We start from the raw sequence: 21,425 nt of genomic DNA, 5'->3' as shown, positions 1-21,425 counted from the left end.
GCAGACGGCGGGGCGGGCTTCTTTACGTCCGGGGCTCAGCCGTCAGGTCGATGAGTCCGCACACCGTTTCGATGTCGATCTTCACCTGGGCGATCGAGGCCCGGCCCGAGAGCCAGGTGATCAGCGCCGAGTGCCAGGTGTGCTCGATCACCCGCACCGCGGAGAGCTGCCGCGCGGTCGGCGTCTCGGTCAGCCCCATCGCGTCCAGGATGATCGCCGTGGTCAGCCGGGAGACCGTGTCGACCTCGGGGCTCACCGAGCGGTCCGCGAAGGTCAGCGCCCGCACCATCGCGTCCGCCAGGTGCGGCTCGCGCTGCAGCGCGCGGAACGCCCGCATCAGCGTCTCGGCGACCCGCTCCGCGGGCGTCTCGCCGGCCGGCGGGCGCTTCCTGATCGTCGTGTGCATGTGCTGCAGCTGGTCCTGCATGGTGGCGACCAGGAGGTGGACCTTGGAGGGGAAGTAGCGGTAAAGGGTGCCGAGGGCGACACCGGCGGCCTCGGCCACCTCCCGCATCTGCACGGCGTCGAAGCCGCCCCGGCTGGCCAGTTGGGCGCTGGCGTGCAGGATGCGGCGGCGGCGCGCCTCCTGGCGCTCGGTGAGGGGCGGCGCCGCAGGGTTCGCCGCCTTGACTTCCGCTGTCATGTCGATGCCCCTCCGAAAACGCCTCGCGAGATCGCACAGCATGGCAGGGACCCCGTGGTGGCGCGAATCACCTGATCCGGGCCTTACACCTCGCCTACCTGCCGGTAGATTCAAAGCTCGTTCAGCGATCATTCAGCGATCAAGTCTGAAACTTGTTCTAGATTACCGTCCCGGCGTAACCTCGCGGAGAACTGCAGGGAGAAGGGGGCCGAGAGTGACCGCTGAGGCCATGGAAGCCGGCCCCCGAAAGGGTTCCGGAGCGGACGGCGAGCGCCCGTTGCGCATCGCGCTCCTCACGTACAAAGGGAACCCGTTCTGCGGGGGACAGGGCGTCTACGTACGCCATCTCTCGCGCGAACTCGCCCGGCTCGGCCACAGCGTCGAAGTGATCGGCGCCCAGCCCTACCCGGTACTGGACGAGGGCGAGGAACTCGGCGGCCTCAAGCTCACCGAGCTGCCCAGCCTCGACCTCTACCGCTCGCCCGACCCCTTCCGCACCCCGAAGCGCGACGAGTACCGCGACTGGATCGACGCCCTCGAAGTGGCGACGATGTGGACCGGCGGCTTCCCCGAGCCCGCCACCTTCAGCCTGCGGGCCCGCCGCCACCTGCGCGCCCGGCGCGGCGACTTCGACGTCGTGCACGACAACCAGACCCTCGGCTACGGCCTCCTCGGCGACCTCGGCGCGCCCCTGGTCACCACCATCCACCACCCCATCACCGTCGACCGGCGGCTGGAGCTGGACGCCGCGCCCGACTGGAAGCGCCGCGCCTCCGTCCGCCGCTGGTACGCGTTCACCCGCATGCAGAAGCGCGTCGCCCGCCGCCTGCCCTCGGTCCTCACCGTCTCCGGCACCTCCCGCCAGGAGATCATCGACCACCTCGGCGTCCGCGACGACCGGATCAGCGTCGTCCACATCGGCGCCGACACCGGCCTCTTCTCGCCGGACCCGGCCGTCCCCGAAGTGCCGGGCCGGATCGTGACCACCTCCAGCGCCGACGTCCCCCTCAAGGGCCTCGTCCACCTCGTCGAGGCGCTCGCCAAGGCCCGCGCCGAACACCCCGGCGCCCACCTCGTCGTCGTCGGCAAGCGCGCCGAGGACGGGCCCGTCGCCCAGGCCATCGAGCGGTACGGCCTCGAAGGAGCCGTCGAGTTCGTCAAGGGCATCACCGACGCCGAACTCGTCGACCTCGTCCGCTCGGCGCAGGTCGCCTGCGTCCCCTCGCTGTACGAGGGGTTCTCGCTCCCCGCGGCCGAGGCGATGGCCACCGGCACCCCGCTCCTCGCCACCACCGGCGGCGCGATCCCGGAGGTCGCGGGCCCCGACGGCGAAACCTGCCTCGCGGTCCCGCCGGGCGACGCGGGCGCGCTGGCCGTCGGCCTCAACCGGCTCCTCGGCGACCCGGAGCTGCGGGCGCGCCTCGGCGCGGCGGGCCGCGCACGGGTCCTCGCCAAGTTCACCTGGGCGCAGGCCGCCAAGGGCACCGCCGACCGCTACCGCGAGGCCATCGCCCGCGCCGCGGCCACGAACCCCGGCCGCGCCGCCGCGGCCACCACGACGTACTCGACGCACTCCGGGAGCCATCGCTGATGCTGACCGTCGACTTCACCCGCTTCCCGCTCGCCGCGGGCGACCGCGTCCTCGACCTGGGCTGCGGCGCGGGCCGGCACGCCTTCGAGTGCTACCGGCGCGGCGCGCGGGTGGTGGCCCTCGACCAGAACACCGAGGAGATCCGCGAGGTCGCCAAGTGGTTCGCCGCGATGAAGGAGGCGGGCGAGGCGCCGGCGGGCGCGACGGCCACCGCGATGGAGGGCGACGCGCTCAACCTCCCCTTCCCCGACGAGTCGTTCGACGTCGTGATCATCTCCGAGGTCATGGAGCACATCCCCGACGACAAGGGCGTCCTCGCGGAGATGGTCCGCGTCCTCAAGCCCGGCGGCCGCATCGCGGTGACCGTCCCGCGCTACGGCCCCGAGAAGGTCTGCTGGGCGCTCTCCGACGCCTACCACGAGGTCGAGGGCGGCCACATCCGCATCTACAAGGCGGACGAACTCCTCGGGCGGATGAAGGAAGCCGGACTCAAGCCGTACGGCACCCACCACGCGCACGCGCTGCACTCGCCGTACTGGTGGCTGAAGTGCGCGTTCGGCGTCGACAACGACAAGGCGCTGCCGGTGCGCGCGTACCACAAGCTCCTGGTCTGGGACATCATGAAGAAGCCCCTCGCCACGCGCGTCGCCGAGCAGCTGCTGAACCCCGTGGTCGGCAAGAGCTTCGTGGCGTACGCGACCAAGCCGCACCTGCCGGTGGACGCAGCCGCAGACTCCGCCGACGCCGCGGTGGCCGCCAAGTGACGAGCCCGGAGCGGACCGAACACCTCGTCCTGCCCGGCGTCCTGACGGCCGATCAGGCCGCGGCGACGGTACGCGGCATCCTCTCCGTCCAGCGCGAGGACGGCGCCATCCCGTGGTTCCGCGGCCACCACCTCGACCCGTGGGACCACACCGAGGCCGCGATGGCGCTCGACGCGTCGGGCGAGCACGCGGCCGCCGAGCGCGCCTACGAGTGGCTCGTCCGCCACCAGAACCCGGACGGCTCCTGGTACGCGGCGTACGCCGACGGCGACCCGCACGACGTCACCGACCGCGGCCGCGAGACCAACTTCTGCGCGTACCTCGCGGTCGGCGTCTGGCACCACTACCTCTCCACCGGCGACGAGGCGTTCCTGGACCGCATGTGGCCCGCCGTGGTCGCCGCCGTCGAGTTCGTCCTGGCGCTGCAGCAGCCAGGCGGCCAGATCGGCTGGAAGCGGGAGGACGACGGCACGCCCGTCACGGACGCCCTCCTGACCGGCTCCTCCTCCATCCACCAGGCACTGCGCTGCGCCCTCGCCATCGCGGAACAGCGCGACGAGCCCCAGCCCGACTGGGAGTTGGCGGCCGGTGCCCTCGCCCACGCGATCCGCCGCCACCCCGAGCGCTTCCTCGACAAGAACCGCTACTCGATGGACTGGTACTACCCGGTCCTCGGCGGCGCGCTCACCGGCACGGAGGCCAAGGCGCGCATAGAGGAGAGCTGGGACCGCTTCGTCGTCCCCGGCCTCGGGGTGCGCTGCGTGATCCCGAACCCCTGGGTCACCGGCGGCGAGAGCGCCGAACTCGCCCTCGCCCTCTGGGTGCTGGGCGAATCCGACCGCGCCCTGGAGATCCTCCAGTCCATCCAGCACCTCCGCGACCCGGCCTCGGGCCTCTACTGGACGGGCTACGTCTTCGACGACAAGGCGATCTGGCCCGAGGAACTCACCACCTGGACGGCGGGCTCCTTGCTCCTCGCGGTGGCGGCACTGGGCGGCGACGAGGCGACCTGCGCGGTCTTCTCGGGTGACCATCTGCCGCGGGGACTCGCCCCGGACTGCTGCGACTGACGCTTCGCGGGGCGGTGGGTGTTCCGCGGGCCGGACGTGGCTGAGCGCGCAGTTCCCCGCGCCCCTTACGGGACGCGTGCCTCAGTAGCGGCGCAGGCGGCCCGCGACCGCGTGGCCGATGAACAGGTAGACCACCGCGGCGAGGCCGTAGCCGGCGACGACGCGGGCCCAGTTCTCGTCGAAGGTGAACAGGTCGTGGGACCAGCCGGCCAGCCAGCGGGCGACGTCGTGGATGAACTGGACGAGGTCGTTGGCGCGGTTCGCGTCCAGCAGGTACATCAGGATCCACAGGCCGAGGATGGCGGCCATGACGTCGGCGACGAGCGCGATGACCCGTGCCGCGGTGCTGCCGTGGGAGTTCCGCGTGGGAGACATGGAGCCCGGGTACCGGGGAGGGCCCTGTTCGAAACCCGTTCGGGCCGCTCCAGTGGCGGGGCGCGGCGGGCCGAGTGAGCCTGCGAAGAGGCCCGCGCTCTCCCGCGCGCGCCACTCAGCTCACGCCCGGCTCATGCCGGGCTCACGCCTGGAGGCCCCCGTCGTGCCCAGCACCGTAACCGTCCGCCGCGCCGGAGTTTCCCTCACGCTCTGCTGCACCCTGCTGGCCGGTGCGACGGCCTGCGGCGGCAGCAAGGAGGACACCGCCGCCGCGTCCGCCCCGTCCACCAGCGCCAGCGCCAGCGCCGAGAAGCAGAAGTTCGCCAAGACCCGCTTCGTCGCCAACGCGGGGCTCGCCGCGGGCGCGACCTACCAGTGGATCGTGAAGCCCTACCGCGCGGGCAAGTTCAAGAAGGGCGCCAACGGCCGCAAGTTCGCCCTGGTCAAGGCGGGCCTCGCGGGCGCGTTCACGTACAACAGGCTGAAGGCCGCGACGAAGAACGCGAAGGGCGACCCCACCCTCTCCAAGGCGGTGGCCCCGCTCACCTCCGGCATCGACGCCCTGAAGGACCTCCCCTCCAAGCTCCGCAAGGGCGAGGGGACGGACTCGGTCGTGAACTCCTTCGACGACATCATCAAGGACGTGAAGGGCGCGGGCAGCAAAGCGGGTGCCGAGGTCAAGGACAAGGTGCCGTCGGCGGGCGAGCTGTCGAAGGGCGCTGAGTGACCCGCCCGCTATGAGTTGAGCTCGGCGAGGACCCGCAGCGTGTGCGGGTCCGGGGCGAGCACGAGCAGGTCCGTCACCGGACCCTTGCGCCACAGCTCGAGCCGCTCCGCGATCCGCGCACGCGGCCCGACCAGGGAGATCTCGTCGGCGAAGGCGTCGGGCACGGCGAGGACCGCCTCTTCCCTGCGCCCCGCGAGGAACAGCTCCTGGATGCGCCGGGCCTCCGCCTCGTACCCCATGCGCGCCATCAGGTCAGCGTGGAAGTTGCGGGCGGAGTGCCCCATTCCGCCGATGTAGAGGCCGAGCATGGCCTTGACGGGCAGCAGCCCTTCGGCGACGTCGTCACAGACCTTGGCGCGGGCCATGGGCGCGATCAGGAAGCCCTCGCCGACGTCGGCGAGCGAGGCCTCGTAGGCATCCGTCCGCAGCGGCGACCAGTACAACGGCAGCCACCCGTCCGCGATCCGCGTCGTCTGCGCGATGTTCTTGGGACCCTCCGCGCCGAGCAGGACGGGCAGATCGGCACGCAGGGGATGGGTGATCGGCTTGAGGGCCTTGCCGAGCCCGGTGCTGTCCTCACCGCCGTACGGGTGGGAGTGGAACCGTCCCGCCACCTCCACCGGCCCCTCGCGCCGCAGGACCTGCCGGATCACCTCCACGTACTCGCGCGTCGCGGTCAGCGGCGACCGGGGGAACGGCCGCCCGTACCAGCCCTCCACCACCTGCGGTCCGGACAGCCCGAGGCCGAGCATCATCCGCCCGCCGGAGAGGTGGTCGAGGGTGAGCGCGTGCATGGCGGTGGTGACGGGGGAACGGGCCGCCATCTGCGCGACGGCCGTGCCCAACTTGATCCGCGACGTGCGCGCGGCGATCCAGGTCAGCGGCGTGAAGGCGTCCGAGCCCCACGCCTCGGCGGTCCACACGGAGTCGTAGCCGAGCCGCTCGGCCTCCTGGGCGAGGGCGACGTGCCCGGGGTCGGGGCCGCGCCCCCAGTATCCGAGTGCGAGCCCGAGCCGCATAAGCCCTCCCAGTCGACGGGAACGAGGGGCGACTGTACGACAACGGCCCCCCGCCCGGAAGGGCGAGGGGCCGCGGTACCGCTGTGCGGGACGTCAGCCGCGCTGAATCCCCGTGGTGTCCTGGAGGACACCGCGACGGCCGTCCTGCGTCTGGGCCACCAGGCCGGGGCCGCGCTGCTCGACGGCCAAGTACCAGGTGCCGGGCGCCAGTTCGGCGATCGGCGTCGGCGAACCGTCCTCCGCGTACAGCGGACGCGGCACCGGCACGGCGAACCAGAACGGCGAGAAGTCACCGGCCGGCTGCGCCTGCGCGGGCGGCGGGGTCTGCCCGGCCTGCGGCTGCGGCTGCCCACCGAAGGACTGACCGCCCTGCGGCTGCCCCGGCTGCCCGCCATAGGGCGCACCCGGCTGCGGCTGACCCGCACCGGCGCCCGGGTAGCCGTAGCCACCCTGCGGCTGACCGCCGTAGGGCTGCGGGGCGGCCGGACGGGGGGCGCCCATGAGGGGGGCCTTCAGGGCGGGAACGACCAGGGTCGCGATGGCACCGGCGGCGAGCACCAGGGCGGCGATCAGACCGAGGATGAGGCCGACGCCGGCGTCGGGGGAGTCACCGCCGCCGAGCTCGCTGTCGAAGAAGAAGTTGTACGACTGGTCGGTGTCGAAGATCGCACCGAGCGAGCTCCAGGCGGCGGCGATGGCGAACGCCACACCGAGCTGGCCGAGGTCCAGGCCCGCGACCTTGCGCTGCTGCGGCAGCGCGCGGCCCACGACGATGAGTACGGCACCGATGATGCCGAGCAGGTACACACTGAGCAGCAGGTTGCCGTTGTCCCAGGCGCTCGGCAGCTTGTCGCTGTTGGGGCCATCGGCGTCAAAGGTGTCGAGGAACGAGGCGATGAAGAGCAACACCGCTGCTCCGATCACCACGCCGTCGCCTCGAGTGAGGGAGCGGAAATTCACTTCAGGTCCTTCGTCAGTCGTCTCGTCAGTGGAGGCGTCGCTGTCGCAGTGGTCGCGGTCGTGTCGCGGTGCGCGAAGCGCGGGGGTGGCCCCTCATCGTACGGATGACACTATCCTCCGCGCGGGTGGGGTGTCTGCTCCGCATAAAGACCTTCACGAGATGAAGATCTTCCAGTTGCCTGTCCGTGACGCAAGCACGCTGGCTCAGAGGGCCACCAGGTCGATGACATTGAGGACGACGTGAGCTTCTTCGTCTCCGTCGGTGAGCGACTGGTCGAGGCGGCTCTGTGTCCGGGCGTCCTCGACGACGACGCGCGGAATGTCAGGTGAACAGCATGTCCGCGCTGGTCTGCGCGATTTCGCCCACGAGGGGAGCGTGTAGGCGGGCGTCGCGGCCGGGACGGCGTGCGGTGCTGCGACGGGTCCACGGACGGTGGCGCGGTGTCGCGTCGCAGGCCATGTGGTGCAGTCCGGGGCCATCCACGGTGACGTGGTGTTCAACTCGGCAGGAACTCCGATCAGTCAGGCTGAAGCGGAGGTGGTCATGCTGATTGCGGTCGGGATCGCAGTTCTTGCGGGCGTGCACGTAGTGCATCCCGGTTTCGTGCTGCTTGCCATCCTGCTCGGGGCGCCGGCCGCGATCGGATGGGTCCGTTGCACGCGAATTGTCAGAAAGTGGGCGGCCTCACACGCAGGCACCGCCCGAACGCGTGAACGAGGCACGGGGTGGAAATGGGACGTATGGCGTATGGCGCCTCGGTGAATTCTAGTGCAGGATTTCAGTAACCCGGCGGGCAGGGGCAAGGGTGCATTTCGCTCATTGCAATCCTGGTGGCGCGAAGCCTCACCGGTGCGGCAGTGGAAATGAGGGTATTCACATGCCTGGTTACGGGCAGAACATCAAGGTTACCTGTCCCCATTGCGGTCGTGAGACATGGGTTCGGGATGGGCATAACGACCCGTGTGAGTATTGTGACAAAATCATTCAGACTCGGTGATCGGCACGCCTGACGAGTAGTGCCACACCTCGGTAGCGCTTTCGATTTGCTTGGCGGTCCGGATGGAGCGGAAGACCAGAATCCCGAAGTTCGGTTGCGCAATGCTCGCGATGCCATTTGCCGGGGGCGCCTGTTATATTCTGGCAACGAAATCACTGGATTCCGAAGAGCGTTCCAATGGGTATACCGCAAATTCCTGGTGGATTGGGATGTTGTTCTTCCTGGGGTTTGTTGCGGCTGTTCTGCTGTTGGGGTTTGTGGTGCAGGCGCTGGGGACCCTGGTTGCGGGGCGGGCCGTTCTCGAAGGGACGCCAGAATACAAGAGAAGGGAGAGGGCGAAAGGCAAGGCGGCCGAAAGGGATGGAAGGGCCAGGCTGGCGAAAGCTACGTGTCGACCCGGGGATCAAGAGGGAACGCCCGGAGTTATTCATTGCTGGCTCGTTGTGGAGAGTGGTAAGGATCAGCGTATGGCTCAGGAGTTCTGGCCGAGAGGGCGCATCCGCTGGTATTCATCAATGCAATGCGAGAAGTGTGGCGCCGAGAGATTGACTCATACGGCGTGGGAGTCGGATGACTGAGGTTGAGTTGAAACGCGGGGCTCTCCGGCGCCGTGGCGCGCGTCATGAGCGCTGGCGCAGGAATCCCGCGATTCCCTCGGAAATGCCCTGCGCCGCCTTCTGGCGCCACGTGCCGCTCTTCAGCAGGGCCGCGTCCTTCGCGTCGCGCATGTTGCCGCACTCGATGAACACCTTGGGGACGGTGGAGAGGTTGAGGCCGCCGAGGTCCCTGCGGACGTCGAGGCCGGTGCCGTCGCCGATGTAGTTGGAGGGGCCGGTACCGGTCGCGCCGATGAAGGCGCCGGCGATGCGGGTGCCCAGCTCCTCGGAGGGGGCGACGATCGCCGAGGTGTCGGCCGCGCCGGACTTCACCTTCGCGGGCAGGATCACGTGGTAGCCGCGGTTGCCCGCGCCGGAGCCGTCGGCGTGGATGGAGACCACGGCGTCGGCGTGGGCCTTGTTGCCGATGCGGGCGCGCTCGTCGACGCAGGGGCCCCAGGGCCGGTCGCCGTCCTGGGTGAACTTGACCGTGGCGCCCTGCTTTTCGAGGAGTGTGCGCAGCCGGCGGGCGACGTCCAGGGTGAACTTCGCCTCCGTGTAGCCGTCGTTGGTCGACGTGCCGGTCGTGTCGCACTCCTTGCGGTTGGTCCCGATGTCGACCTGACGGTTGATCTCGGAGGCGTGGCGGAAGTTGCCGGGGTTGTGGCCGGGGTCGACCACGACGACCTTGCCCTTGAGGGGGCCGTTGGCGGCGGGCCGGCGAGGAGGCTGCTTCGTGGCCGAATCGTTGTCCTCACCGTCTCCGCCCTTGCCGTCCTTGCCCTTTTCATCCTCCTTGTCGGGCTTGCTGGTTCCCGAGGAGGTGGGCGCCGTGGAGCCGGACGGGGCGCCCTGTCCGGCGGACGCGCTCGGCGACGCGGGCAGCGATCTCGCGGGTTCGTTCCCGTCGGACCCGCTCGTCGCCTGGTAGACGAGCCAGCCCGCCAGGCAGGTGGGCACCAGCACGGCGACGGCCACTGTCAGCGGACGGCCGATGCGGCGCTTGGGCGGCTGGGACGGATCGAATTCCGGACCTACGTACGACACGGGGGCGAGCCTATCCGTGAGGCCGGGGCCCCGCTCCGTTCGGCGGCCGGTTCCCCCGAGTCACGGCGGCTGCCGGCGGTCAGACGCCAGCCCCCACCCGCCGCAGCACCCGCAGCGAATCCGTCGCCGCGACCTCCTTGAACGCGCCGGACTCCAGAGCTCTGAGGTAGACGCGGTACGGCGCCTGTCCGGTCATGATGTCGACCGGGTCGGGGAACACGTCGTGGATGACGAGCAGCCCGCCCTCGGTGACGTGCGGGGCCCAGCCCTCGTAGTCGGCCGTGGCGTGCTCGTCCGTGTGGCCGCCGTCGATGAAGACCAGGCCGAGCGCGCCGCCCCACGCCTTCGCCACCTGCGGCGAGCGCCCGACGACCGCGATCACGTGGTCCTCCAGGCCCGCCTTGTGCAGCGTGCGGCGGAACGTGGGCAGCGTGTCCATCCGGCCGACCTCGGGGTCCACGGTCTCCGGGTCGTGGTACTCCCAGCCGGGCTGCTGCTCCTCGCTGCCGCGGTGGTGGTCCACGGTGATCGCGACGACCCCGGCCCGCCGGGCCGCGTCCGCCAGCAGGATCGTGGAGCGTCCGCAGTACGTGCCGACCTCGAGAAGGGGCAGCCCGAGCGCCGCGGCTTCCGTCGCGGCCGCGTAGAGCGCGAGCCCTTCGTCACGGGGCATGAAGCCCTTGGCGGCCTCAAAGGCGGCGAGAATCTCCGGCTTGGGCTCGGCGGCCATGGCTTCCTCCGGGGCGTGTGCGGGTGGGGCGGTACGGTCCGGCTCATGATGCACGGCGCCCCCGCCACCGAGGTGACGGGGGTGCGTGGTGCCGCGTGGTGTGTGCCCCGCTCAGGCCGGGACGTCGCTCTCGCTCTCCGTCGGCAACGCGAGGTCCAGCTCGACCGGACGGTTACGGCCGGGGTGCGCCGCCGCTGAGGCCAGCGGGCCGTGGCCCGTGGCGCGTACCGCCAGGACGTAGGAACCGTCGCCGGGCACCGCCAGCTCGTACCGGCCGCCGTCGTCCGTCAGGGCCGCGCCCGCCTGCCGGCCCGCGCGGTCGATCAGGGTCACCTTCGCGCGCGGGACGGGCGTCCCGGCCGCGTCGCGGACCCGGCCGTGGAAGCCGGCGAGCGCCTCCGTGGCGCGCTCCAGGTTGGCGTCCTCCTCGCTGCTCGCGCGCAGCTGCGTGGTCTTCGAGCGGCGCGCGGAGGGGAGGAGGAGGGCGAAGAGGAGGCCGACGGCTACCGCGCCCGCGGCGATCAGGAAGGAGACGCGGAAGCCGTGCATCGTGGGTACGGCGACGCCCCCGACGTGGTCCGCGGTGTTGGCCAGGACCATGCCGATCACGGCGCTCGACACCGACGTGCCGATCGAGCGCATCAGCGTGTTGAGGCCGTTGGCCGCGCCCGTCTCGGACGGGTCGACCGAGCCGATGATGAGCGCGGGCAGCGAGGAGTAGGCGAGGCCGATGCCCGCGCCGAGGAGCACCGCGATGACGACGGTCTGCCAGGCGGCGCTCATCAGGCCGAGCCCGGCGCCGTAGCCGACCGCGATGATCAGCATGCCGAGGATGAGGGTCACCTTCGGGCCGTACTTCGCGGACAGGCGGGCGTAGACCGGCGCCGTGAACATCATCGTCAGGCCGAGCGGCATCACGCACAGGCCCGCGACGACCATCGACTGGCCGAGGCCGTAGCCGGTCGCCGTCGGCAGCTGGAGGAGCTGGGGCAGGACGAGCGAGACGGCGTAGAAGGCGACGCCGACCATGATCGAGGCGAGGTTGGTGAAGAGCACCGAGCGGCGGGCCGTGGTGCGCAGGTCCACCAGCGGAGCCTTCAGGCGCAGCTCCATCACGCCCCACAGGACGAGGACGACGGCCGCGGCGCCGAAGAGGCCGAGCGTGGTGGGCGAGGTCCAGCCCCAGTCGCTGCCCTTGGTGATGGGGAGGAGGAAGAGGACGAGGCCGACGGAGAGGCCGATCGCGCCGAGCACGTCGAACGTGCCCCCGGCGCGCATCGGGCTCTCCGGCACGAAGACGAGGGTGAGGAGGATGGCGAGGACGCCGAGGCCCGCCGCCCCGAAGAACAGCGCGTGCCAGTCGGCGTGCTGCGCGGTGAGCGCGGCGAGCGGCAGTGCGAGGCCGCCGCCGACGCCGATGGAGGAGCTCATCAGGGCCATCGCCGAGCCGAGCTTCTCGCGGGGCAGCTCGTCCCGCATCAGGCCGATGCCGAGCGGGATGGCGCCCATGGCGAAGCCCTGCAGCGCGCGGCCCGCGATCATCACGATCAGGTTGTCGGTGAAGCCGCAGACCAGCGAGCCGACGACCATCACGGCGAGGCTGGTGAGCAGCATCTTCCGCTTGCCGTAGAGGTCGCCGAGGCGGCCCATGATCGGCGTGGAGACGGCGCCCGCGAGCAGGGTCGACGTCATGACCCAGGTGGCGTTCGACGGCGAGGTGTCCAGCAGGGCCGGCAGGTCCTTGATGACCGGCACGAGCAGGGTCTGCATCACCGCGACGACGATGCCGGAGAAGGCGAGTACGGGGACGACTCCGCGTATGCCGCGTGGGTGGGTCGTCGACATCGACATTGCTTGGGGCCTCCGGGGCGGAAGAGGGGGACTCGACAGGAGTACGTGTAGCTCGAACCTGTATCCCCGGGCGACTATTCCGACGGATGTCGTACGAGGGGAATTCTTGACCTGCTGTTAACCGAGTCATCAAGGGGAACGGGGATCGGGCCCCCGCCCGACCTTCCATCTGACCTTCCATCAGATTGGAACGTGTTCTACTCTGCCTCCGTCCCGGCAGCTGCCACCGGCGAGGATGCGCAGGGAGATCGCGATGAGCATCGGAATCACGCGGGAACACGGGGAGTTGGCGTCGGCGGTACGCGGCTGGATCGCCCGCGCCGCGCCGCCCGAGGAGACGCGCACGCTGCTCGATGCCCCGGCTCGGGGTGGCGGCCGGCCCGGCCACTGGGACGGGCTCGCCGAGCAAGGGCTCCTCGGCCTGCACCTGCCCGAGGAGTACGGCGGCGGGGGCGGCGGCCTCCCCGACCTCGCCGTCGTCCTCGAAGAGGCCGCGCGAGCCGCCCTCCCCGGACCCTTCGCGGCCAGCTCCCTCGCCTCGCTGGTGCTGCGCCGCGCGGGCGCGCGGGCGCTCGCCGCCGAGCTGGCCCGGGGCGCCCGGATCGGCGCCGTCGCCCTCGACGCGGGCACCCTCACCGCCGTCTCCGTACCCGGCGGATACGTCCTCGACGGCACCGCGCCGCCCGTCCTCTCCGGCGGCGAGGCAGACCTCCTCGTCCTGGTCGCCGCGTCGGCGGCGGGTCCGGTGTGGCTGGCCGTCGACGCCGCCCCCGGCCCCGATGCGGGCGCCAACTCCGGCACCGGTGCCGCCCCCGACCTCGGCGCCGGTGCGGGCGCCAAGCCGCCCCTCGACCCCGGCGCCGGTGCGGGCGCCAGTGCCGCCCCCGACCCCGGCGCTGGTGCGGGCGCCAACCCGCCCCTCGACCCCGGCGCCGATGCGGGCGCCAACCCCGGCGCCGGTGCCGCCCCCGACCCCGGCGCTGGTGCGGGCGCCAACCCGACCCCCGCCCCCGACCCCGGCGCCGATGCCGGCGCCAACCCCAGCGCCGATGCCGCCCCCGACCCCGGCGCCAACCCCGGCGCCGACCCCATCCCCATCCCCACCCCCACCCCCAACGCCATCCCCACCCCCAGCACCGATGCCGGCGCGCTGACCGTGCGTACCCACGACAGCGCCGACCCCACCAGACCCACCGCCGAAGTGACCGCACGGGCCGTGCGCGTCCCCGCGGACCGGGTCCTCGCCGTGGATTCCGCGGCCGTCCGCGACCTGGCGGCCGCCGTGCTGGCCGCCGACGCCTGCGGCACTGCCGCGTGGGCGCTGCACACCGCGGCCGAACACGCCAAGGTGCGCGAGCAGTTCGGGCGGCCCATCGGACGGTTCCAGGGCGTCAAGCACCTCTGCGCCGACATGCTGGTCCGCGTCGAGCAGGCCCGCGCCCTCGCCTGGGACGCGGCCCGCGCGGCCGACGATCCCGGCGTGCCGGACGACGTGCGGGGCCTGGTCACCGCCCTCGCCGCGGGCACCGCACTGGACGCCGCGTACTCCTGCGCCAAGGACTGCGTGCAGATCCTCGGCGCCATCGGCTTCACCTGGGAGCACGACGCCCACCGGTACCTGCGCAGGGCGGTCGTCGCCCGGCAGCTGCTCGGGGCGGGCGACGCGCACCGGCTGCGGGCCGTGCGGCTCGCGGAGGGCGGCGCGCGACGCGAGCTGCGCCTGGAGCTGCCGGCGGAGGCCGAGGCCGAGGCGGAGGCCTGCCGGGTCCGGGCCCGCGCGGCGATCGCCCCGGCCCGCGGACTCGACCCGGCCGCGGCCCGCAAGGCGCTCGCCCCCACCGGCTACGCGGCCCCGCACCTCCCCGAACCGTACGGACTGGGCGCAGGGCCCGTAGAACAGCTCGTCGTCCAGGAGGAGTTGAAGGCGGCCGGGGTGAAGGTGAGCGACCTCGGCATCGCGACCTGGGTGGTCCCCTCCCTCCTCGCGTACGGCACCGAGGCGCAGCGGCAGCGTTACCTCGCGCCCACCCTGCGCGGCGAGCTGCTGTGGTGCCAGCTCTTCAGCGAGCCGGAAGCGGGCTCCGACCTCGCCTCCCTGCGCACGCGGGCCGAACGCGTCGAGGGAGGCTGGCTGGTCAACGGCCAGAAGGTGTGGACGAGCGCCGCCCAGTGGGCCGACCACGGCATCCTCCTCGCCCGTACGAACCCGTCGGCGCCCAAGCACAAGGGGCTGACGTACTTCGTCGTCGACATGAAGAACACCCCGGGGATCGACGTCCGGCCCCTCAAGGAGATCACCGGCGACTCGCTCTTCAACGAGGTGTACTTCGACGACGTGCTCCTCCCCGAGGACGCCGTCGTCGGACAGGTCGACGACGGCTGGCGGGTCGCCCGCGACACGCTCGGCAACGAACGCGTCCACATGGCCGACCAGCTGACCTTCGACACCGGCCTCGAAGCGCTCATCGCCCGCGCCGGCGACCTCGACGGCGCGACCCGCGCGCGCGTCGGGGCGCTCGCCGCCGAGGCCCACGCGCTCGCCTGCGTCGGACTGCGCACCACCATCCGGCAGGTGGCGGGCGCGGAGCCGGGCGCGGGCGCCGCCGTACGCAAACTCGTCCAGACCCCGCACCAGCAGAAGGTCGCCGAACTGGCCCTGGAACTCCTCGGCGCGGCCGGCGCGGTGCGCGAGGGGCCGGGGGAGCGGGCGCTGCACGGCTTCCTGATGTCGCGCTGCCTGACGATCGCGGGAGGCACCACGCAGGTCCAGCTCAATGTCGTCGCCGAGCGGATCCTCGGCCTGCCCCGTGACTGATCCCATGACCGGAAGGACCCTCATGAAGGCGTACGTCGTCGGTGTCGGAATGACCCGGTTCGAGAAGCCCGAGACGCGTGACTGGCAGTACTGGGACATGGCGAAGGAGGCGGGCACGAAGGCACTGGAGGACGCCGGGATCTCGTACGACCGGATCGAGCAGGCCGCCGTCGGCCACTGCTTCCAGGCCTCGACGGCCGCCCAGCGCGCCGTCTACGAACTCGGCCTCACCGGCATCCCCGTCTACAACGTCAACAACAACTGCGCGACGGGGTCGACCGCCCTGATGATGGCGCGCCAGTTCGTCGAGGGCGGCCTGAGCGACTGCGTGCTCGCGCTCGGCTTCGAGAAGATGACGCGCGGGGCGCTGGGGGGAGGGACCGACGGCGGGGACTTCGCGGCGTCCCCCGTCGCCCGCCACTACGGGATCATGGCCGCCCGGCACGGCTTCGAGATGACCCCGCCCACCGCGCAGATCTTCGGCAACGCCGCGCGCGAGCACATGGAGAAGTACGGCACGACCGAGGCGCAGCTGGCCGCGGTCGGCGCCAAGAACCACCGGCATTCGGTGCGCAACCCCTACGCCCAGTTCCAGGACGCGTACACCGTCGACGAGATCCTCGCCGCCCGGACCGTCCACCGCCCGCTCACCAAGCTCCAGTGCTCCCCGACCTCCGACGGCTCGGCGGCGGCGGTCATGGTCTCCGAGCGGTTCGTGGAGCGGCACGGCCTGGCGGGGCGCGCGGTGGAGATCGCCGCCCAGGCCATGACCACCGACACCGGCGAGTCCTTCGCCTCCGGTTCGTGCGTCGACGCCGTCGGACAGCCGATGTCGCGGGAGGCGGCACGGCAGGTGTACGAGAGGTCGGGGCTCGGCATCGAGGACGTCGACGTCGTCGAGCTGCACGACTGCTTCTCCATCAACGAACTCCTCACGTACGAGGCGCTCGGCATGTGCGCGCCCGGCGAGTCGGGAAAGCTCGTCGAGAGCGGCGCGACGACGTACGGCGGGCGCTGGGTGGTGAACCCCTCCGGCGGCCTCATCTCCAAGGGCCACCCGCTGGGCGCGACCGGCATCGCGCAGGTCGCGGAGCTGACCTGGCAGCTGCGCGGTGAGGCGGCGGCACGGCAGGTCGAGGGGGCGCGGGTGGGGCTCGCGCACAACATCGGGCTCGGCGGGGCGGCGGTGGTGACGCTCCTTCGCGCGTAGTGGAGCGTGGTGTGGGGGCGGGTGGGTGCGGCTGTGGGTGTGGGCCGTTCGACCTAGGCCTGTCGGCCCAGAGCACAGGGCGCGAATTCCCGATGCGTCGCTCGAGTCTCGCTTGAGAGGATGGCTGTCATGGTCCAGACGCCCTCCACCACTTACCGAGCCGGTTCGGCTCCCGTGTCCACCCACGCCCCGCCGAAAAGGTCCGTCCCGGTGTGGGCGGTCCTGCTCACCGCCTGCGCGGGCCAGTTCCTCGTCGTCCTCGACGTCTCCGTGGTGAACACCGCGCTGCCGTCGATGCGCTCCGACCTGGGCATGAGCGCCATCGGCCTGCAGTGGGTCGTCAACGCGTACTCCATAGCCTTCGCCGGTTTCATGCTGCTCGGTGGGCGCGCGGGGGATCTGTTCGGGCGCAAGCGGATGTTCCTCGTCGGGCTCGGCCTCTTCACCGTCGCCTCGCTCGGCGGCGGCCTCGCCCAGGCCGAATGGCAGCTCCTCGCGGCGCGGGCCGTGCAGGGCCTCGGCGCCGCGGTCCTCGCGCCGTCGACCCTGACGATCCTCACCTCGGCGGTGCCCGAGGGACCGGCGCGGGCGCGCGCCATCGGCGTCTGGTCGGCGGTCGGCGCGGGCGGCGGCGCGGCGGGCGGCCTGGTCGGCGGCGTCCTGACGGACCTCCTCTCCTGGCGCTGGGTGCTCCTGATCAACGTCCCGGTCGGCGCCCTGGTGATCGTCGCGGGCCTGGCCTGGCTCACCGAGAGCACGGCCGACCGGACGCGCCGCCTGGACGTGCCGGGCGCGGTCCTCGTCACGGCGGGCCTCGCGACCCTCGCGTACGGCATCGTGCAGACCGAGGAGAAGGGCTGGACGGCCGCCGCGACCCTGGTGCCCCTGGCCGCCGGACTCGCGCTCCTCGCGGCCTTCCTCGTGGTGGAGTCGTGCACGAAGGCCCCGCTGATGCCGCTGAAGCTCTTCAAGGTGCGGACCGTGTCGGCGGCGAACGCCGCGATGTTCGTCTGCGGCGGCGGCATGTTCGCCATGTGGATGTTCATGACCCTCTACACCCAGAACGTCCTCGGCTACTCCCCGCTGAAGGCCGGCCTCGCCCTCATGCCGTCCTCGCTCACCGTCGTCCTCGGCTCGATGCTCGCGCCGCGCCTGATGCCGGTGCTCGGCGCGAAGAACGTCTCCGTGCTCGGCATCGTCGTGGCCGCCGCGGGCTTCGGCTGGCAGTCGGCGGCGATGACGGCCGACGGCGCGTACGTGACGTCGATCCTGCTGCCCGGCATGGCGATGATGCTCGGCGCGGGCCTCGCCACCACCCCCCTCGCCTCACTCGCCACCTCGGGCGCGGCACCGGGCGACGCGGGCCTCGTCTCCGGCCTGGTCAACACCTCCCGCACGATGGGCGGCGCGCTCGGCCTCGCGGTGCTGTCCACGGTGGCCGCCGCGCGGATGAACGGCTCGGCGTCGCGGCAGGCGCTCACCGACGGCTACGCGGCGGCGTTCCGCACGAGTGGGTTCATCCTGCTGGTGGGTGTGGTGGTGCTGCTGGTGTGGATGCCGAGGCAGCGGGCTTCCTCCCAGGAGTGAAGGGGGCTTAGGGCCTGGGGCCTGGGGCCTGGGGTCACAACCACCCCTGCTGCCGGGCCTCCCGCACCGCCTCCATCCGGTTCCGCGTCCCCGTCTTCCCGATCGCCGCGGACAGATAGTTCCGCACGGTCGACTCCGACAGATGCAGCCTGCCCGCGATGTCGGCGACCGTGGCGCCGTCCACGGAGGCCTTGAGGACATCCGCCTCACGGCCGGTCAGCGGGTTCGGCCCCGCGCTCAGGGCGGCCGCGGCGAGCGCCGGGTCGATCACCGTCTCGCCCCGCAGCGCCCGCCGGACCGCCTCGGCGAGCTCCTCGACCGGCCCGTCCTTGACCAGGAAACCGACGGCGCCCGCCTCCATGGCGCGACGCAGATAGCCGGGCCTGCCGAAGGTCGTGAGGATGAGCACCCGGCAGTCCGGGCACTCCTCCCGCAGCTCGGCGGCGGCTTCCAGCCCGCTGCGGCCCGGCAGCTCGATGTCGAGCAGCGCCACGTCGGGCCGCGCACTCAGCGCCGCATCGACGATCTCGTCGCCCGCGCCCACCTGGGCGACGACCTCGATGTCCGCCTCAAGCCCGAGCAACAGGGCGAGGGCGCCCCGCATCATGCCCTGGTCCTCGGCGAGGAGGACTCTGATGGATCTGGCGGGGCGGTGGTTCTGCGGCATTTCGTCCATGTGCCGAGAGTACGGGCGTAGTTGCTGGTCGGAGCGTGATCGGCACGATGGTCCCAAGGGGCACCGAGCCTCTTGCTTGCCGGACACATCCGCCCCGTCGCGGCGTTCGACCATGGGTTGCCGTGCGGCATGCGTGTGTACGTACCTCTGACTCTGTGCGCACTCCAGCGTTACTACCTGCACACCGGCCCGCCGGACGCGTGGCGCCGGCGGCTTTGCAGCCTCAAGTCAGGCGTGCTCTTACCGCACTGATTCGCAACTGCCGAGAGTCCACCCTGGCGGAACGGTGTGCATAATGTCGAAGTTCCGTCCCCTCTTTTGTACACATACGCCTCATGGCGGCTCCCGGGGCGGGAGCGATACGGTTTTCCCGTAATCAGCGCGATAGGCCGAGAGGGCATCGAAGGCCCCTGAGCGGCGCGGAACGCCCCGCACCAGCGCAGTACTTGCCGGTCGCGACGTCATGGGTTCGCCGCACAGTGCGCGTCGTGGCCAATACCGCCCCGCTCATCTCACACCGCCGCATAGCGTCGACGCGGACCTGACGCCCCACGTCACGTCTCGGACGCAACGGCGTGCGACAGGAGTCAGAGGACATGCGAACCAAGCTGATCGAAGCCCAGCGAGAGGACTGCGAACCGTGGCTATGACCCGTAGAGAGGGCAGCGACACGCAGCCCCCGCACTTCGAACTTCGCTGCGGCGGGCTTCACTTGACCGTTCAGCGTGTCCCCGGCTGGCTGGTGGCGGCCCTCTCCACGGCCACCGGGAGCGGGCTCGCGGCGTGGCTCACGACCCGGTGAGCTGGACGTGCGGTGCACCAGCCGGGGCGGGGGCCACCTCGGTGAGCGGGAGGAGTGCTGTGACGCGGTAGCCGGTGTGGGGGGCCGGGCCCGAGGTGAGGGAGCCGCCTGCTGTTGCGAGGCGTTCGGCCAGGCCCTTCAGGCCGGTGCCGGGTGACCCCGCGCCCCCGCCGTGGCCGTCGTCCGTGATGTCCAGACGGGTCTGTTCAGCGGTGCCGGTGAGCTCGATCTCGCAGTGGGTGGCGCCGGAGTGGCGTACGACGTTGGTGGCGGACTCGCGGACCACCCAGCCGAGGAGTGCCGCGGTCTGTGGGGCGAGGGGTGGGCCCGACTGGCGTACGACCGTGTTGATGCCCGCCGCGCCGAGCAGGTCGCGGGCGCGGTCGAGCTCCGTGGCGAGGCTGCCCTCGCGGTAGCCGGTGACGGCCTCGCGGATCTCGGTGAGGGCCTGCCGGCCGACGGACTCGATGTCGGCGACCTGGCCGAGCGCCGCGTCCAGGTCGCGGGGGGCCAGGCGGCGGGTGGCCTCCGCCTTCACCACGATCACGGAGAGCGTGTGGCCGAGCAGGTCGTGCAGGTCGCGGGAGAAGCGGAGGCGTTCCTTCTCGACGGCGGTGCGGGCCAGTTCCTCGCGGGTGTCGCGGAGTTCGCGGACCGCCTCCGACAGGGAGAGGATCGCGGCGGTCACCATGGTGGAGAGGAACGTGCCGTAGGCGATGTTCACCGCCTCCCAGCCCTCCCTGAAGCCGCCGATGGCGCCGGCGAGTGCGCTCAGGCCCAGGCCGACCGGGCCGAGACCGCGGCCTCGCACGGTCGCCCCGGCGGCCAGGCCGAGCAGCGGGAAGAAGAGGAGCCAGTTGCCGCCGTATCCGGCGGCGAGTGCGACGGTCAGCAGGCCCAGCGCGATCAGGGCGGCGAGCGTGGAGCGTGCCTGGCGCCTGCACGTGTCGAAGGCGCGGAAGGCGATGAAGACGTAGAGGGAGTTGAAGACGAGGAGTCCGATGCCGCCGATCCAGGGGTTCGGGGTGTCGCCCTGGAGGAGGTGGGAGAGCGCGCCCAGGCCCATCAGGAGCCAGGGCAGCAGCGCGAAGCCGGTGGGGGGCGGGCCGAGCCGCTCAATGCCCCGCCCGGCCCCGCAGCCCACCCGCCGGTCACCCTTGACTCGCTCTTCGCCCTTGGCCCGCGCGGCACGCTTGCCTTGCCGGTCGACCTTGGCCTGCGCGGCGCTTGTGGCCTGTCGGTCGGCCTCGGGGTGCCGGTCGGCGTTGACCTGCCGGTCGCCCTTGGCCTGCGCGGCGCTTGTGGCCTGTCGGTCGGCCTCGGGGTGCCGGTCGGCGTTGACCTGCCGGTCGCCCTTGGCCCGCGCGGCGCGCTTGGCCTGCCGGTCGGCCTCGGCCTGTCGGTCGGCCTCGGGGTGCCGGTCGCCGTTGACCTGCCGGTCGGCCTCGGGCTGCCGGTCGCCGTTGACCTGCCCGTCGCCCTTGGCCCGCGCGGCGCTCGTGGCCCGCGCGGCGCCCTTGGCCTGTCGGTCGACCTTGGCCTGTGGGTCGGCCTCGGGCTGCCGGTCGCCCTTGGCCTGCTCTTCGCTCTTGGCCCGCGCGGCGCTCTTGCCCTGCCGGTCGGCCTCGGCCTGCTCTTCGCCCTTGGCCCGCGCGTCGCTCGTGGCCTGTCGGTCGCTCTTGACCTGCCCGTCGATCTCGCCCCGCCGGTCGCCCCTGGCCCGCCCGTCGACCTCGCCCCGCCCGTCGACCTCGCCCCGCCGGTCGACCTCGCCCCGTCGGCCACCCTCCCCCCACCCATCACCCTCGCCCCGCCCACCCTCGCCCCGCCCGGGCTCCGTCCGCCGAGTCCCCTGTGCCGTCTTCTTCATGGTGACGACGGTACGGGCGCGGCGCGAGCCCGCGGCAGGTGCGGCTGTACGGGGTCGGCCGGTACAAATGTCACCGCCCTCCGCCGCCGGAACT

Annotated in this window: 16 protein-coding genes and 1 pseudogene; 7 read left to right on the top strand and 10 right to left on the bottom strand. The window is 71.9% G+C overall.

The features are described 5' to 3' along the window. Nucleotides 1–22: 22 nt before the first annotated feature. Nucleotides 23–643, bottom strand: a complete 621-nt coding sequence (locus ACI2L3_RS00715; RefSeq protein ID WP_404750119.1) for a TetR family transcriptional regulator — start codon at nucleotides 641–643, stop codon at nucleotides 23–25. 214 nt (nucleotides 644–857) lie between these two features. Between ACI2L3_RS00715 and ACI2L3_RS00710 the strand changes: the two genes are divergently transcribed. From ACI2L3_RS00710 to ACI2L3_RS00700, 3 genes are read left to right on the top strand one after another with little or no spacing between them, the layout of a single operon-like run. Next, nucleotides 858–2,234 carry a glycosyltransferase family 4 protein gene (locus ACI2L3_RS00710; protein WP_404750118.1) on the top strand — a complete coding sequence of 459 codons (1,377 nt, stop codon included), beginning with the start codon at nucleotides 858–860 and terminating at the stop codon, nucleotides 2,232–2,234. Further along, on the top strand, nucleotides 2,234–2,998 hold the full coding sequence (locus ACI2L3_RS00705) for a class I SAM-dependent methyltransferase (RefSeq protein WP_404750117.1): 765 nt from the start codon (nucleotides 2,234–2,236) through the stop codon (nucleotides 2,996–2,998). Before ACI2L3_RS00710 ends, ACI2L3_RS00705 begins: the two co-directional genes overlap by 1 nt. Then, on the top strand, nucleotides 2,995–4,068 hold the full coding sequence (locus ACI2L3_RS00700; protein ID WP_404750116.1) for a prenyltransferase/squalene oxidase repeat-containing protein: 1,074 nt from the start codon (nucleotides 2,995–2,997) through the stop codon (nucleotides 4,066–4,068). Before ACI2L3_RS00705 ends, ACI2L3_RS00700 begins: the two co-directional genes overlap by 4 nt. Nucleotides 4,069–4,149: 81 nt before the next feature. Here ACI2L3_RS00700 and ACI2L3_RS00695 read toward each other — a convergent pair whose 3' ends face one another. Continuing rightward, nucleotides 4,150–4,443: a hypothetical protein gene (locus ACI2L3_RS00695; protein ID WP_404750115.1), complete on the bottom strand. Its 294-nt coding sequence runs from the start codon at nucleotides 4,441–4,443 to the stop codon at nucleotides 4,150–4,152. Between the two features lie 133 nt (nucleotides 4,444–4,576). On the opposite strand from ACI2L3_RS00695, the gene ACI2L3_RS00690 reads away from it, so the two are divergent. Further along, entirely contained in the window at nucleotides 4,577–5,170 is a 594-nt protein-coding gene (locus ACI2L3_RS00690; protein ID WP_404750114.1) for a hypothetical protein, read from the top strand. An 8-nt stretch (nucleotides 5,171–5,178) separates the two neighbouring features. On the opposite strand, the gene ACI2L3_RS00685 is transcribed toward ACI2L3_RS00690, so the two are convergent. The 6 genes from ACI2L3_RS00685 to ACI2L3_RS00660 all read right to left on the bottom strand — a co-directional run bounded on the left by ACI2L3_RS00685 (nucleotide 5,179) and on the right by ACI2L3_RS00660 (nucleotide 12,371). Continuing rightward, a complete protein-coding gene (locus tag ACI2L3_RS00685) occupies nucleotides 5,179–6,189 on the bottom strand; it encodes an LLM class F420-dependent oxidoreductase (protein ID WP_404750113.1) in 1,011 nt (336 codons plus the stop codon). Nucleotides 6,190–6,282: 93 nt separating this feature from the next. After that, nucleotides 6,283–7,149, bottom strand: coding sequence for a hypothetical protein (locus ACI2L3_RS00680; protein ID WP_404750112.1), 867 nt, complete (start codon nucleotides 7,147–7,149; stop codon nucleotides 6,283–6,285). Nucleotides 7,150–7,471: 322 nt separating this feature from the next. After that, entirely contained in the window at nucleotides 7,472–7,744 is a 273-nt protein-coding gene (locus ACI2L3_RS00675; protein WP_404750111.1) for a hypothetical protein, read from the bottom strand. Between the two features lie 1,023 nt (nucleotides 7,745–8,767). Further along, complete coding sequence (locus ACI2L3_RS00670) at nucleotides 8,768–9,790, bottom strand: N-acetylmuramoyl-L-alanine amidase (RefSeq protein ID WP_404750110.1); 1,023 nt, start codon at nucleotides 9,788–9,790, stop codon at nucleotides 8,768–8,770. Between the two features lie 79 nt (nucleotides 9,791–9,869). Then, nucleotides 9,870–10,520 (bottom strand): class I SAM-dependent methyltransferase, encoded by a 651-nt coding sequence (locus ACI2L3_RS00665; RefSeq protein WP_404750109.1) that lies wholly within the window; start codon nucleotides 10,518–10,520, stop codon nucleotides 9,870–9,872. 111 nt (nucleotides 10,521–10,631) lie between these two features. Further along, complete coding sequence (locus tag ACI2L3_RS00660) at nucleotides 10,632–12,371, bottom strand: MFS transporter (RefSeq protein WP_404750108.1); 1,740 nt, start codon at nucleotides 12,369–12,371, stop codon at nucleotides 10,632–10,634. A gap of 253 nt (nucleotides 12,372–12,624) precedes the next feature. Here ACI2L3_RS00660 and ACI2L3_RS00655 point away from each other — a divergent pair, with 253 nt between their 5' ends. From ACI2L3_RS00655 to ACI2L3_RS00645, 3 genes are all read left to right on the top strand, one after another. Then, nucleotides 12,625–15,186, top strand: a complete 2,562-nt coding sequence (locus tag ACI2L3_RS00655) for an acyl-CoA dehydrogenase family protein (RefSeq protein ID WP_404750107.1) — start codon at nucleotides 12,625–12,627, stop codon at nucleotides 15,184–15,186. Nucleotides 15,187–15,208: 22 nt separating this feature from the next. Next, on the top strand, nucleotides 15,209–16,396 hold the full coding sequence (locus ACI2L3_RS00650) for a lipid-transfer protein (protein WP_404750678.1): 1,188 nt from the start codon (nucleotides 15,209–15,211) through the stop codon (nucleotides 16,394–16,396). A gap of 129 nt (nucleotides 16,397–16,525) precedes the next feature. Further along, complete coding sequence (locus ACI2L3_RS00645) at nucleotides 16,526–17,983, top strand: MFS transporter (RefSeq protein ID WP_404750106.1); 1,458 nt, start codon at nucleotides 16,526–16,528, stop codon at nucleotides 17,981–17,983. A 34-nt stretch (nucleotides 17,984–18,017) separates the two neighbouring features. Here ACI2L3_RS00645 and ACI2L3_RS00640 read toward each other — a convergent pair whose 3' ends face one another. Both ACI2L3_RS00640 and ACI2L3_RS00635 read right to left on the bottom strand, forming a co-directional pair. Next, nucleotides 18,018–18,659 carry a response regulator gene (locus ACI2L3_RS00640; protein WP_404750105.1) on the bottom strand — a complete coding sequence of 214 codons (642 nt, stop codon included), beginning with the start codon at nucleotides 18,657–18,659 and terminating at the stop codon, nucleotides 18,018–18,020. A 788-nt stretch (nucleotides 18,660–19,447) separates the two neighbouring features. Continuing rightward, a pseudogene (locus ACI2L3_RS00635) lies at nucleotides 19,448–20,590 on the bottom strand (sensor histidine kinase); the annotation flags it as partial. Nucleotides 20,591–21,425: the final 835 nt, after the last annotated feature.

This window comes from Streptomyces sp. NPDC029674, from assembly GCF_044903205.1.
Taxonomy (GTDB): Bacteria; Actinomycetota; Actinomycetes; order Streptomycetales; family Streptomycetaceae; genus Streptomyces.
The sequence above is the reverse complement of the archived record's forward strand: the minus strand, read 5'-3'. Positions and strand labels throughout refer to the sequence as shown.

Coding starts and splice junctions, on each gene's coding strand:
- ACI2L3_RS00640 (WP_404750105.1), bottom strand. CDS start 18,659: ATGGACGAAATGCCGCAGAACCACCGCCCCGCCAGATCCATCAGAGTC.
- ACI2L3_RS00690 (WP_404750114.1), top strand. CDS start 4,577: ATGCCGGGCTCACGCCTGGAGGCCCCCGTCGTGCCCAGCACCGTAACC.
- ACI2L3_RS00685 (WP_404750113.1), bottom strand. CDS start 6,189: ATGCGGCTCGGGCTCGCACTCGGATACTGGGGGCGCGGCCCCGACCCC.
- ACI2L3_RS00645 (WP_404750106.1), top strand. CDS start 16,526: ATGGTCCAGACGCCCTCCACCACTTACCGAGCCGGTTCGGCTCCCGTG.
- ACI2L3_RS00660 (WP_404750108.1), bottom strand. CDS start 12,371: ATGTCGATGTCGACGACCCACCCACGCGGCATACGCGGAGTCGTCCCC.
- ACI2L3_RS00675 (WP_404750111.1), bottom strand. CDS start 7,744: ATGCACTACGTGCACGCCCGCAAGAACTGCGATCCCGACCGCAATCAG.
- ACI2L3_RS00695 (WP_404750115.1), bottom strand. CDS start 4,443: ATGTCTCCCACGCGGAACTCCCACGGCAGCACCGCGGCACGGGTCATC.
- ACI2L3_RS00665 (WP_404750109.1), bottom strand. CDS start 10,520: ATGGCCGCCGAGCCCAAGCCGGAGATTCTCGCCGCCTTTGAGGCCGCC.
- ACI2L3_RS00705 (WP_404750117.1), top strand. CDS start 2,234: ATGCTGACCGTCGACTTCACCCGCTTCCCGCTCGCCGCGGGCGACCGC.
- ACI2L3_RS00650 (WP_404750678.1), top strand. CDS start 15,209: ATGAAGGCGTACGTCGTCGGTGTCGGAATGACCCGGTTCGAGAAGCCC.
- ACI2L3_RS00715 (WP_404750119.1), bottom strand. CDS start 643: ATGACAGCGGAAGTCAAGGCGGCGAACCCTGCGGCGCCGCCCCTCACC.
- ACI2L3_RS00655 (WP_404750107.1), top strand. CDS start 12,625: ATGAGCATCGGAATCACGCGGGAACACGGGGAGTTGGCGTCGGCGGTA.